Origin of the sequence: Roseateles sp. (assembly GCF_049240545.1) — a bacterium.
GTDB lineage: Bacteria > Pseudomonadota > Gammaproteobacteria > Burkholderiales > Burkholderiaceae_C > Paucibacter_A.
Genome location: NZ_JBMLSK010000321.1, coordinates 1 through 12,308, shown reverse-complemented (window position 1 = coordinate 12,308; position 12,308 = coordinate 1). Strand labels below are relative to the sequence as shown.

General features: G+C 64.2%; 13 protein-coding genes. 10 read left to right on the top strand and 3 right to left on the bottom strand.

Annotation, left to right across the window (positions count from 1 at the left end):
• Nucleotides 1–251 precede the first annotated feature (251 nt).
• Nucleotides 252–464: a hypothetical protein gene (locus ACOVRJ_RS19825; RefSeq protein ID WP_422045552.1), complete on the bottom strand. Its 213-nt coding sequence runs from the start codon at nucleotides 462–464 to the stop codon at nucleotides 252–254.
• A gap of 143 nt (nucleotides 465–607) precedes the next feature.
• On the opposite strand from ACOVRJ_RS19825, the gene ACOVRJ_RS19820 reads away from it, so the two are divergent.
• The 6 genes from ACOVRJ_RS19820 to ACOVRJ_RS19795 all read left to right on the top strand — a co-directional run bounded on the left by ACOVRJ_RS19820 (nucleotide 608) and on the right by ACOVRJ_RS19795 (nucleotide 6,887).
• Nucleotides 608–1,114, top strand: coding sequence for a GFA family protein (locus ACOVRJ_RS19820; protein WP_422045551.1), 507 nt, complete (start codon nucleotides 608–610; stop codon nucleotides 1,112–1,114).
• A 162-nt stretch (nucleotides 1,115–1,276) separates the two neighbouring features.
• On the top strand, nucleotides 1,277–2,947 hold the full coding sequence (locus tag ACOVRJ_RS19815) for a M28 family peptidase (protein WP_422045550.1): 1,671 nt from the start codon (nucleotides 1,277–1,279) through the stop codon (nucleotides 2,945–2,947).
• A gap of 69 nt (nucleotides 2,948–3,016) precedes the next feature.
• The gene (locus ACOVRJ_RS19810) at nucleotides 3,017–3,646 is read left to right on the top strand and encodes a lysophospholipid acyltransferase family protein (RefSeq protein ID WP_422045549.1); all 630 of its coding nucleotides are present in this window, start codon (nucleotides 3,017–3,019) and stop codon (nucleotides 3,644–3,646) included.
• The gene (locus ACOVRJ_RS19805) at nucleotides 3,646–4,689 is read left to right on the top strand and encodes a phosphatidate cytidylyltransferase (RefSeq protein WP_422045548.1); all 1,044 of its coding nucleotides are present in this window, start codon (nucleotides 3,646–3,648) and stop codon (nucleotides 4,687–4,689) included. Before ACOVRJ_RS19810 ends, ACOVRJ_RS19805 begins: the two co-directional genes overlap by 1 nt.
• 75 nt (nucleotides 4,690–4,764) lie before the next feature.
• A complete protein-coding gene (locus tag ACOVRJ_RS19800; protein WP_422045547.1) occupies nucleotides 4,765–5,442 on the top strand; it encodes a response regulator in 678 nt (225 codons plus the stop codon).
• Nucleotides 5,439–6,887, top strand: coding sequence for a sensor histidine kinase (locus ACOVRJ_RS19795; protein WP_422045546.1), 1,449 nt, complete (start codon nucleotides 5,439–5,441; stop codon nucleotides 6,885–6,887). Before ACOVRJ_RS19800 ends, ACOVRJ_RS19795 begins: the two co-directional genes overlap by 4 nt.
• Before the next feature lie 19 nt (nucleotides 6,888–6,906).
• Here the strand turns inward: ACOVRJ_RS19795 and ACOVRJ_RS19790 are convergent, their stop codons facing one another.
• Both ACOVRJ_RS19790 and ACOVRJ_RS19785 read right to left on the bottom strand, forming a co-directional pair.
• Nucleotides 6,907–8,157: an alpha/beta hydrolase family protein gene (locus ACOVRJ_RS19790; protein WP_422045545.1), complete on the bottom strand. Its 1,251-nt coding sequence runs from the start codon at nucleotides 8,155–8,157 to the stop codon at nucleotides 6,907–6,909.
• A 140-nt stretch (nucleotides 8,158–8,297) separates the two neighbouring features.
• Nucleotides 8,298–9,098: an alpha/beta fold hydrolase gene (locus ACOVRJ_RS19785; RefSeq protein WP_422045544.1), complete on the bottom strand. Its 801-nt coding sequence runs from the start codon at nucleotides 9,096–9,098 to the stop codon at nucleotides 8,298–8,300.
• Nucleotides 9,099–9,330: 232 nt separating this feature from the next.
• Here ACOVRJ_RS19785 and ACOVRJ_RS19780 point away from each other — a divergent pair, with 232 nt between their 5' ends.
• The 4 genes from ACOVRJ_RS19780 to ACOVRJ_RS19765 form a co-directional block, all read left to right on the top strand.
• Nucleotides 9,331–9,720 carry a hypothetical protein gene (locus ACOVRJ_RS19780; RefSeq protein ID WP_422045543.1) on the top strand — a complete coding sequence of 130 codons (390 nt, stop codon included), beginning with the start codon at nucleotides 9,331–9,333 and terminating at the stop codon, nucleotides 9,718–9,720.
• An 81-nt stretch (nucleotides 9,721–9,801) separates the two neighbouring features.
• The gene (ruvC, locus tag ACOVRJ_RS19775; protein WP_263537430.1) at nucleotides 9,802–10,350 is read left to right on the top strand and encodes a crossover junction endodeoxyribonuclease RuvC; all 549 of its coding nucleotides are present in this window, start codon (nucleotides 9,802–9,804) and stop codon (nucleotides 10,348–10,350) included.
• Nucleotides 10,351–10,646: 296 nt separating this feature from the next.
• Complete coding sequence (locus tag ACOVRJ_RS19770; RefSeq protein WP_422045542.1) at nucleotides 10,647–11,114, top strand: rhodanese-like domain-containing protein; 468 nt, start codon at nucleotides 10,647–10,649, stop codon at nucleotides 11,112–11,114.
• A 76-nt stretch (nucleotides 11,115–11,190) separates the two neighbouring features.
• Nucleotides 11,191–12,308, top strand: a 1,118-nt coding sequence (locus ACOVRJ_RS19765; RefSeq protein WP_422045541.1) for a methyl-accepting chemotaxis protein, incomplete at its 3' end; no start/stop codon positions are given.

The following is a 12,308-nucleotide window of genomic DNA, read 5'->3' as shown; positions in this document are numbered from 1 at the left end:
CGCCGGTGCGGTTCCCGATCTGGCTGGTGACGCACCGCGAGCTGCGCACCTCGCGGCGGATTCGGGCGGTGTTTGAGGCGCTGGCGCAGGGCTTGGCCGAGGCGCGCTGAACCGGGCCGACCAAGCCCCAGTGCCATGAGCTCGGGGGCAAGTCCTCAATCCAAAGGCAAGACCTGGCGCCGTCTTTGGCACAGCCTGTCATACCCAAATGCAGTCTGTCATCGGTGGCTTGAGGAAGCAGCGCGCCTTGCCTACAGTGCGGCAGCTTCAGCCACTTCGAGGGCCGACATCGGCCTTTTTTCGATGCCAAGGTCGCCCGCATGAATACTGTATTCACTCGCCGCCGTTTGTTCGGAGCCCTCACCCTTGTATTGACGCTCGGCCTGTTCAGCGCTGCCAACACGGCCATTGCCGCCACGTCCATAGACCAAGAGGGCTTTCGTCGCCTCGGCGGGATCGAGCAATGGGCCCCCTGGCCTTTTCTGTCATCATCTCGCCCATCCTTTGCGACTTGCCTGGCGTCATTCTCGGCAGCGACTAGCGAGCCCCAGATTCAAGAAACCGCCATTTGTAGTGCCGACAATGCGACACGCTCCCATTCCAACGAATGCCACGGAACGCTTGCTTTTGTGCCCGCCGTGCTCGGCGGCTGAATCTGCGTACGAACGCTTCTTCAGCGGATGAACACCAACTCCTCTGTGTCCTAGCAATGAAACCCAAGCACTACGAAGGCGGCTGCCTCTGCGGCTTCATCCGATTTCGGGTAAGCGGCGAGCCCGGCAAGCCACATACCTGTTCGTGCGAAATCTGCCGCAAGCACTCGGGCTCTCTCACCCTGACGTGGGTGGAGTTCCCGGCGCATAGCGTTGAGTGGCTTGGGCCCGGCGGCAAGCCTTCAACGTGGCGCTCTTCTTCATACTCCAGCCGAGCGTTCTGCAGTTCTTGCGGCTGCACCATCGGCGCGATCGACGACGAACCCACTGTCGCCATTGCCACAGGGGCTCTTGACAAGCCGCACCTGTTGGAATTTGCGCCCAGGTATCACTCCTACATTTCTCGCCGCCCACGGTGGTGGCACCTGCAGTCCGACCACGAGTCCAGCGACAAAGCATGACCGAGGCTCGCACACAGCCGAGTTCGCCGGGAACCAGGAAACTGGGGCAGGCTTCGAATCTAGACACCGACAGATGCGGCCTTAGGGGATAGCCCGCAAGCCCCAGCGCGAGCTCACACGATCTAATGCCGGCTTCGCCCTAGCAGCAAGCTCGCACGGATCATGCGCAAATTCAGTCGTTTACTTCCCTTGGCTCTCACCCTGGCCTCTTGCATCGGCGTGGGCTTGTTGCCCGCTCTGGCCCAAGCTCAAGCCCCCGCCGCCAAGCCTCAAGCTCAACACGCCCAAGTGGAAGAAGCCCCGCTGCGCGCGCATCTGGCGCTGCTGGCCTCGGACCTGTTCGAAGGCCGGGGCACCGGTCAGCGCGGCGGCGACTTGACCATGGCTTATCTGGAAACTCAGGTGCAAGCGCTGGGCCTGCAGCCGGGCAATGGCCAAAGCAAGAGCTATCGTCAGGCGGTGCAACTGATCGGCGTGAGCACGGTGCTGGAGCAAAGCCAGCTGAGCATCAAGGCCGCCCATCAAAAACCGGCCCTGCCGCTGAGCTTTGGCACGGACTGGGTGTTCTCCACCGGCAATGGGCAGACGCTGAATGTGTTTGAAGACGCGGAGCTGGTCTTCGCCGGCTACGGCATCACGGCGCCGGAGGAAGGCAATTGGGACGACTTCAAGGGCCTGGATGTGCGCGGCAAGATCCTGATCGTGCTGGCCAACGACCCCTTCCCCACCGAGGCGGAGCCGAACCGCTTTGGCGGCAAGGCCATGACCATCTATGGCCGGCGCGGCTACAAGTATGAAGAAGCGCTGCGCCGTGGCGCCAAGGGCGTGCTGGTCATCCACACCGAAGCCTCCACCCTGACCAGTTGGCCGGTGGTGAGCCAAGGTGCTTTGGCGGAGCAGTTCCAGCTCGCCGGCAAAGAGCCGGGCCTGGCCCTGCAAGGCTGGCTGAGTGAGGGCGCCGCGCAAAAGCTGTTTGCAGCCGCAGGCCTGGACCTGGCCCAGCAACGCCTCGCCGCCGAAGGCCGCGACTTCAAGGCACAGCCCCTAGCGCTCAAACTCAGCGGCAAGCTGGCGGCCCGCACGCGCGCGCTGCAGCAAGACAATATCGCCGCCCTCGTGCCCGGCACCGACCCGCAGCTGAAAGACGAGCTGCTGATCTACAGTGCCCATTGGGACCACCTGGGCAAGCAGGTGCAAGGCGACAAGACTGTGATCTTCAATGGCGCGGTGGACAACGCTTCGGGCAGCGCCGCACTCTTGGCCATGGCCCAAGCGGCGGTGCGCCAGCCGGCACGGCGCAGCCAGATGTTTTTGTGGGTGGCTGCCGAGGAGCAAGGCCTGCTGGGCAGCGCCTGGTATGCCGCGTACCCGCTCTGGCCGCTGGCCAAGACCGCAGCGGCGCTGAACCTGGACACGCTCAACTTCGTAGGCCGCACCCGCGACATTGGGGCCCACGGCAGCGAGCGCAGCAATTTGGATACCGTGGCGGCAGGCGTGGCCGAGCGCATGGGTTTAAGCATTGCGCCGCCGCGCGTGGACGTGGGCGGCTTTTACTTCCGCAGTGATCACTTCAGCTTCGCCAAGGCCGGGGTGCCGGCCTTCTCGGTCAGCAGCGGCAGCCAATACCTGGGCGACGCCGAAGCGCAGACTGCAAAGCGCCGCGCCTACGGGGCGCGCTACCACCAGGCCAGCGACACCTACGACCCGACTTGGGACCTCTCGGGCATGCGCGAGCAAGCGCAATACACCCTCAATCTGGGCCGCGCCATCGCCGACGCTGAACGCCTGCCCGCCTGGAAGCCGGGCGACCCGTTTGGCGCGGTCAAGCGTTGAGCTTTGGGCCTTGGCCCTAATGCTGCAAGTCGGTGGCAACGGTCACATGGACTCGACTAATATGGGGCCATGTCACTCGCCTCTGCCACCGGCCAATTGCTGGCCGCCCTGGCCCGCCTGATCACTGGAGCACAAGGCCATTGGAAGGGCTGCCCGCCGATGGCGGAGCAGCGCATCTACTTTGCCAACCATCAAAGCCACTTTGACTGGGTGCTGATCTGGGCCGCCCTGCCCAGCGAACTGCGGGCGCAAACCCGCCCCATCGCGGCCCGCGACTACTGGACAAGCAGCCCGCTCAAAGCATGGATCACCTCGGCTGTGTTCAACGCCATTTATGTATCGCGCACCCGCTCCACGCCGGATGAAGACCCGCTGGAGCCGCTGGTCGAGGCCTTGCGCCAGGGCGACTCGCTGGTGATCTTCCCCGAGGGCACCCGCTCCAACAAGGGCGAACCGCAGGTCTTCAAGGCCGGGCTTTATCACTTGGCCGAGCAGTTCCCGCAGGTGAAGTTGATCCCGACCTGGATCGACAATGTGCAGCGCGTCATGCCCAAGGGCGAGGTGGTGCCGGTACCGATTTTGTGCACCGTCACCTTCGGCGCGCCGCTGCAACTGCAGCCCGGTGAAGACAAGCGCGCCTTTCTGGAACGGGCCCGCGCCGCGGTGCTGGCCCAACAACCGGGCGGAGGCTGGGACTGATGTTCGCCTCCTTCCTCACCATGCCCGACTGGCTGACCGCCCCTAACCCCTTGAGCCGCTGGACGGCCACCGAGCAGATCGGACTGCTGTTTGTAGCCCTGTTCGGCCTCTTGCTCTTGACCAGCATCGGCAGCTTCATCAATGGCTTGCGCGAGCAGGCACTGGTCGAGCTGGATGAAGCGGCACAAAAGGCCCGGCACCTGCGCCGTCAGCGCTTTGCGCGCGAGTTGAAGCTGGTCTGGTTTGGCGCCAGCGTCTTCTGGGCCGCTTGGGTCTCGGGGCCGCTAGGCGCGACGCTGCTGTTCGGCATCTTGAGTTTTCTGGCGCTGCGCGAATTCATCACCTTGCTACACACCCGGCGCGGCGACCACCGCAGCCTGATCCTGGCCTTCTTTTTCATCTTGCCGCTGCAATACGCGCTGACCGGCGGGCGGCACTTTGATTTGTTCTCGGTGCTGATTCCGGTCTACAGCTTTTTGGCGATTCCGGTGGCCAGCGCGCTGGCCGGTGACCCGGCGCGTTATTTGGAACGTAACGCCAAGATCCAGTGGGGCATCATGGTCTGCGTTTACGGCCTGTCGCATGCGCCGGCGCTCTTGTTGCTGGAGTTTCCGGGCTATCTGGGGCGCGGCGCCTTTTTGCTGTTCTTCTTGGTCGCCGTGGTGGCTTTTGGTCAGTTTGTGCAGCTGGCAGCCAGCCGGCGCCTGCGCCGCCGCCCGGTGGCCCGGCACATCAGCCGCGAGTTCTCGATGCGGGCCTGGTGGCTGGGCTGCATCGGCGCGGCCCTGATGGGCTCGGCGCTGTTTTGGATCACGCCGTTCGATGCGCTGCAAGCCATGGCCATGGCCTTCATCGCCGCCGGTGCGGGCAGCTTTGGCGGCCTGGTGATGCAGGCGCTGAAGCGTGACGCGGGCGTGCGCAGCTGGGGCAACCTCAGTTCCATCACCGGCGCGGTGGGCCTGCTCGACCGGATCGCCGTGCTGTGCTTTGCGGCGCCGGTGTTCTTTCATTCGGTGCGCTGGTATTTCGAGCTGTCTTTGTAGGCCACAAGACCTTCCCCCCCCCGATCTCGCGCTGAGCTTCACAGTTTCTTCAGATGACTCTGCTTCAATCGGCGCATGAATGTCTTGCTGATCGAAGACGACCTGGACCTGGGCGAAGGCATACGCCTGGCCTGTGAGGCCGAGGGGCACCGCGTGTGCTGGGTTCGGCGCCTGGCTGATGCCCAAGGCCAGGTCTTGGCCCAGATGCCCGATTTGCTGCTGCTCGACCTGGGGCTGCCCGATGGAGATGGCCACAACCTGCTGGCTTGGCTGCGCACGCGGGAAGTGATGCCTCCGGTCTTGATCATCAGCGCCCGTGACGGCTTGGATGAACGCCTGCGCGGCCTGGACGGCGGGGCCGATGATTTCTTGCTCAAGCCATTTGCTTTGAAGGAACTGCTCTCGCGCCTGCGCGCGCTGGCGCGGCGCAGCTACGGCCTGCAAGAAGGAGTGCTGAGCCTCGGCGGCTTGCAGATTCACCAGGCCTCCTTGCGCGTCAGCCTGGACGGCCAACCCCTGGAGCTCTCGCCCAGCGAGTACCGGCTGCTGGAGATCCTGGTCAAGCGCGCCGACCGGGTCTTGACCCGGCGCTTTCTGGAGGAACAAGCCCTGGGCTGCAGCCAGGCGGAGAGCAATGTGCTGGATGTGCACATCTCCAGCCTGCGCCGCAAGCTGGGCGGAGGCTATATCCGCACCGTGCGCGGTGTGGGTTATGTGATCGAGCGACCCAGCAAGCCAGTGCCCCCCACATGAGCGGCCACCCGCTGCGCCGTGCCGCAGCCAGCCTATGGAGGCGCTTCACCGAACCCTCGATGCTGCGCGGCCTGGTGCTGGCCCAGGCCTTGCTGTTGTGTGGAATCTGGGCGCTGCTGATGATGATAGGCGTGCGCTCCGATTTGTCAGAGGCGTCCGCCCTCAAGCTGGTGCCTGCGGCCGATGCGATCTTGAGCAGCGCCCAACATCTGGCGGATCGACCCGAGGCCCTGCGCCAGGTCTTGGACAAGGTGGACCAATGGAATCGCACCGAACAGGGCGAGGACGACCCATTGCGCCGCATCAGCCTGCTGGCTTGGAGCGACCGTCAGTTGATCTACGCCAGCGCCGGATTGCCCGAGCGCTTTCACGGGCCCTACCCGCCGGGGCTGCAGCGTGTGGACGATGGCAGCCTGGGCTGGCAGGTACTGACCGTACAGACACCAGCCCCGGCAGCGGGAGCGGTAGCAAGCGCCGATCTGCGGGTGTCGTTTCTGATCCCCCGGCATCTGAGCATGGTGCTGCTCAGCAATGAAGGCTTGGCCTCACTGTTGCTGCCGCTGGGCTTCAGCCTGCCCTTGCTGATCATTCCCAGCTGGTTGTCGGTGCGCTGGGCCCTGCGGCCTTGGCGGCGGCTCAGCGAAGCAGTGTCCCGCCGCGACGCCAATGACCTGAGCCCCATCTACCTGAAGGCGCGCGAGCAGGAGCTGCGCCCGCTCTTGCACGCCATCAACCGCTTGCTGGACGAGCTGCGCGAGGCGCGGGCCCGCGAACGCCGCTTTGTGGCGGACGCCGCCCATGAGCTGCGCACCCCCTTGGCGGCGCTGCGTTTGTATGCGGACTCCCTGGCGGCGCTTGCGCATGACCCAAGCCACCAGCCGCTGTGGTTGGGCATGCAGCGCAGCAGCGAGCGCGCCATTCACTTGATCAATCAGTTGCTGAGCTTGCTGCGCAGCGACACCCAGGGCCAGCAGGCTGAAAAACAAACGCTCGACCTGGCCCAGCTTTTGCCCGAGGTGATGGCCGAGGTGGAGCCGCAAGCCCGGCAGCGCCACATCAGCCTGAGCTGCGAGACCTGCAACGACGCGCTGCATCTGGTGGGCCATGCCGATGGCCTGCATTCGCTGTTCAGCAATCTGCTGGAGAACGCGGTGAAGTACAGCCCCGCCCACAGCAGCGTGCAGGTGCGTCTCTGGGCCGAAGGCGAGATGCTGTGCGCCAGCATCAGCGACCAAGGCCCCGGCATCCCCGAGGCCTGGCGCAGCGCCGTGCTGGAACGCTTCACCCGACTGCCGGGCGAGAGCCAAGCCGGCAGCGGCCTGGGCTTGGCCATCGTCAGCAGCGTCTTGCAATCGCATGGCGGGCAGATGCAGCTGGACGATGCCCCAGGCGGGGGCTTGCTTGTGAGCCTGCGCCTGCCGCGCCAAGCCGCCCTGCACGCCTGAAGCGGCGAGCCCCAGCCACTCAGGGCTTCAGGCGCTCACGGATGAAAGCGATCGCCTCGGGCATATGGCTTTGGGTGATGCTGCCGTGGCTGCCGTCCGGCACCTCGATATAACGCACCGAGCTGCCCACGCGCTGCATCTCGGCCACAAGCTCACGCGCCGCCTTGATCGGCGTTTGATCATCCAGCACGCCTTGCACCACCAAGACCGGGCTTTGCAGCTTGACCTGGCCCGGGCGATTCTTGCTCAGGGCCTTGCTCATGGACTCGCTCAGAAAGGCACTGCGCTTGACGCTGGGGTAGGCGGACAGGGTTTGGCCACTGCTCACATGGCGCTTCAAGTCCTGCTCAATGGCATCCTCAAAGGCTTGGCAGACGGTGTCATCGGCCGCCAGTTTCGCAATCGGCAAGAAGCTCGCTTCCATCAGCTGCTCCACCTTCAAACTAGGATCTTGGGCCAGCAAGCCGAGCGAGAGCATGGTGCCATTGGCGGCCAGTTGGTAGACCGTTCCGACCAGGGCGTCGGCGAGCTGCTCACTGGGCTGCTCGCTGAAGCTCGATTGCAAGTCGTCGATCCGCTGAAACAACTCGGCCGCCATGCGCGCGGGGTCGGAGGCGGGCGCCAAGGCCACGGTGGCGCGCAGCGGATAGGCTGCATCCATGCGAGCCGACATCTCGGCACCTGCCAGGGCGGCATAGCCGCCTTGTGAATGGCCGATCAGCGCCCAGGGCTTGCTCAAGCGAAGGCCGGGCAACTGGTGTGCGGCCTCCACCGCTGCGGTGACGGACTGGCCCAGGCTGCCCACATGCAGATAGGGGTGTGCCCCCGGCCCGCCCAGGCCTTCGTAATCAGGCGCCAAGACCGCGAACCCGGCATTGAGCAGGGCCTGGATCTCGGGCTTGTCAATATGCGTATCGGCATTGCGGCTGGGTGCGCAAGCATCGGCCACACCGACCGTGCCATGCGTCCAGACGACCAGCGGTACATCGCCAGCGGCCGGCCGGGCGCTCGGCAGGAACAACAAAGCCTCGGTCTCGGTCTGCCCGCCGTTCAGCGCCGGCATGCGGTAGCGCAGCAGCTGTGCTTGCTGCAGGCCGGTGAAGCTCTGAGCCTTGGCATAGGCCGAATGGCTCAATAAGGTGCGGGGTTTGTCGGCGGCTTTTTTGGGCTCATCACTGCCGCCGCCGCAGGCACAGAGCAGCGCGGTGGCGGCGACCAGCAGGGGGCGCGAGAGCAAGGGTGACGAAGAAAGCGAAGCGTTGCGTGACATGAGAAGCGTCCAATCCAGCGTGAGTGCATGTTCCAAGCGAACACGCCGCCATGCTGCGAGCCCTGGCTGAAGAGCTTCTGAGTCTCAGCTGAAGGTTCGATGAAGACGCGCGACCCTCACGATTTCGCTGGCCTCGCGCTTCAGCGCGCGGCCCGGCCCGGCTGCGCTTGGCTCGCCATGGCCTCGATGACACGCTGCACCTGGGCGGTTTGATCCTGATGCAGGTAGTGGCCGCTGTCGGCCACCGGCTCGGCCGTTGCAGCACCGCTCAGCTTCAGCCAGTCGTGCCACTCCTGGCGCATCAGCTGCTCGAAGGCGCCGGTCTCCATCGGATTGCTGAACCGGGCGCGAACCAACAGACGGCTGTACGGCATCTGGGCCGGGCGCGCTGCCAGCAGGCGGGTGTTGCACTCGGCCTGATCGTCGAACTCGCGCCGCGCCGCCATGCCGAAGCTGCTGACGCGCATCAATCGAACAAAGCCCGCCAGGGCCGGCACCTGCGCCTGCAAGCGTTGCCAATGCTCGGGATGGGTGGGCTCAATCAGGAGCAGACCCGCCACCTCTTCGGGGTAGAGGCGCGAATACGCCCATTGGTACAGCCCACCCAAGGAGTGCCCGACCAGCAGGTAGGGCGGCTGCAGACCTGCGCCTTGCAGCTGCGCACGTAACTCGGCAGCCACCGTGCAAGGGTCGCGCGGCCCATCCCCCCACCGCCTTGCGCCATAACCGGGCCGATCCAACGCGAGGACCGTGTGCTTCGCGCTCAGCCCGCGCTCCAAGGCGCGCCAGCTGGAGGCCCCATCCCCCAGGCCGGCTTGCAGAACCACTACCGGGCCGGTGGCATTCAGCACCCGGGGCGGCGCAGGCTCTGCGCTGCTCAAATTCAACACGCCCTCAGGCACGGCGCAACCCGCCAACAAACAGGCCGCCAAGCCTTTCATAACGCGAGAACAGACTCGGTTCATCCTCACCCCCAAGTTTTCTTAGTTCCATCGGATCGCCCCGGGCGCAAGCGACAAGCCAGCCGAGGCCCATCGCACAGTCTGAACGCTGCAAATGAAGACTTGCTGAAGGCGACTGGCGCCGCGAGCGGTATGAGAAGCACAGGGCTCCACCGCACGTAGACTGCGGCAGCGGCGCATGCCGCAGCCACTTTCTTTTGCTTGCCTTGCCATGACGCTATCCGCCCTCGCCGCCTTGCTCTTTGCATTGCTTTCGCTGGGCGTTTGCGCCTTTCAACTGGCCTTGATCCTGGGCGCACCTTGGGGAGAGTTCACCTTGGGAGGCAAGTGGCGAGGCGCCTTGCCCCGGCGTGCCCGGTGGATTCCATTCATCTCCTTGCTGGTCTTCGCGGGCCTGGTCTTGATCGTCTTGGCGGGCAGCGGATTTGCGCTCACGGCCTATCAAGCTCAGGCGCAAACATGGATTTGGGGCGTGGTCGGCTACTGCGCCCTGGGTTGCGTGCTCAACGCCATCACGCCGAGTCGGCGCGAGCGCGTCATTTGGCTGCCGGTCGTGCTGGGCCTGTTCGCCAGCAGCTTGAGCGTAGCGCTCTTGCCCTAGTCAGAACCGCTGCTGCGACACTAGACAATCACCTCGCGCCAAAACCCTGTCCCCTTTTCCACCCGACATCAGACGACTGCCGTGCGAATACTTGGAATCGACCCCGGCCTACAAACAACGGGCTTTGGCGTCATCGACGCCGATGGCCCGAGACTGAGCTATGTGGCCAGCGGCACCATCAAGACCAGCGCGGTGGCGACTGGCGACCTGCCGGGCCGCTTGAAGATCATCTTTGACGGCGTACGAGAAGTGACCGAGCGCTACCAGGCGCAATGCGCGGCGGTGGAAATCGTCTTCGTCAACGTCAACCCGCAGTCCACCTTGTTGCTGGGCCAAGCGCGGGGTGCGGCCATCACGGCCTTGGTGTCCAAGGACCTGCCGGTGTCGGAATACACCGCCTTGCAGATGAAGAAAGCCATCGTCGGCAATGGCCATGCCAAGAAGGAACAGGTGCAGCACATGGTGCAAAGGCTCTTGAACTTGCCGTCTGAACCCGGCAAGGACGCGGCCGACGCCCTGGGTTTGGCCATCATGCATGCCCATGCCAGCGTCAGCTTCGCGGCCATGAGCCGCAGCACCACCTTGCAGCGCCGCCAGCATGCGCAGTTCAAGGGTGGGCGCACCTACTGAGTAGGCGCCACGCTCGGGTCGAAATGCCCTGTTTTTTTGCCCGGACGCTAGCTGAACAAAAGCCTAAAGGATGCGCGAAGCGCACAACTAACGCCGTTCTTCCGCTGCACGCACGGACGGCCAAGATTCACCTCAAGTCCTTGGGGTGCCCTCCGATATGGCTGCTACAGGGAAGAAGTGACCCGCCAACTCGTGCGCGGCGCTCAGTCATAAGTCAGACGCTCGTCGTCGATTGATCCGTTCACTCAACGGCTCGCTTCCTCCTTGTGCCTTCCAAACCAAGGAGTACCGTGAAGATGAGCACCAAACGCAATTGCATCAAACTGGCCCTGAGCGCCGCATTGGGCTTGAGCCTGAATCTGGGTCTGGCGCTCAGCGCCCATGCCAATGAAACTCCCACCAGCTTGGCGGGCGTGAAGGTCGTGAACGCTGCTGAGACCAAGAAGCTGCTGGATTCGGGCGTTCCAGTGATCGACACCCGTGTGGCGGCTGAGTACGCCGAAAAGTCCATCAAGGGCGCCAAGAGCGTGCCCTACAAGGAAAAAAGCGCCAAGGCCACTGACTTTGATGCCAGCAAAGACCAGTTCGACCTGAGCAAGCTGCCTGCTGACAAGGCCGCGCCGATTGTGTTCTTCTGCAATGCCGGTGAGTGCTGGAAGAGCTACAAGGCCTCGGTCCTGGCACAAAAAGCGGGCCACACCAAGATCAACTGGTTCCGCGGCGGCATGCCCGAATGGGTGTCCAAGGGTCTGCCGACCCAATAAGCCTGAGCGCCTGGGCCCCGGATCGCCAATCTAGCGCCGGGGCCGCAATTCCTTGCTTACTCACCGCAGCACCCGCATGAACATTCACATCAGTATCAAGGGCCGCCTGCTCGCCTTGGCCGGTTTGGCCTTGCTGGGCGTCAGCCTGGTGGCCGGCTTGGCCATTCTGTCCAACCGTATCAATCTGAGCGCCTTGAGCGAACTCTACGAGGAGGACAGCGTCAGCTTGGTCAAACTGATGCAAATCGAGAACAGCCTGCTTGAAGTGCGTTTTCGCACCGCTGGTGTCTTGCTCGATCAACTGCCCATTCCTGGCTCCTTGAACCACTTGAAAGAAGCCCGCAAGGGCTTGGGCGAAGCCTGGAAAGAGTTGCAACCGCTGGCACAGAAAGTGTTTGACGATGAGGAAGCGCAAGCTCCGTTCAAGCAACTCGAAGCCAACTGGTCGGTGATCGACGCCACCTTGGCCAAGCTGGAAGCGGCCTACACCGCCAAGAACAAAGACGCCTTGGGCACGGTGCTGGAAGAAGACTGGCCGGTCATGCACAAGAGCGCCATCAAACCCCTGCAGGCCCTGATTCCCCTGGCGCAAAAGAAGTCGCAGCAAGCCTACACCCAGGCACAAGACCGCAGCCGCACCTTGGTCGGCGCGGGTGTCGCCGGCGGCGTGGTCTGCACCGTCGCCCTGCTGGTGATGGCCTGGTACACCTTGGGCGCCGTACTCAAGCCCTTGCAGCAGGTGGAGCAGTCGATGCGCCACATCGCCCAAGGCGACCTGAGCACCGACATGCCCGCACCGCGCCGCGACGAACTGGGGCAAATGATCGAAGGACTGGTCAGCATGCGCGCCCATTTACATAGCGTCATCGGCGAGGTGCGCCGGTCCACCGACAGCATCAGCACCGCCTCCGCCGAGATTGCCACCGGCACCTTGGACCTGAGCCAACGCACCGAGCAAACGGCGAGCAATCTGCAGCAAGCCGCCGCCTCCATGGATGCCTTGACCAGCACGGTGCGCCAGTCGGCCGATTCGGCCCGGCAGGCCGATCAGATGGCCAATAACGCGGCCGAAGTGGCCGCGCGCGGTGGCCAGGTGGTGTCGCAAGTGGTGTCGACCATGGAAGACATCAGCGCCAGCTCGCGCAAGATCGCCGACATCATCGGCGTCATCGACGGCATCGCCTTCCAGACCAA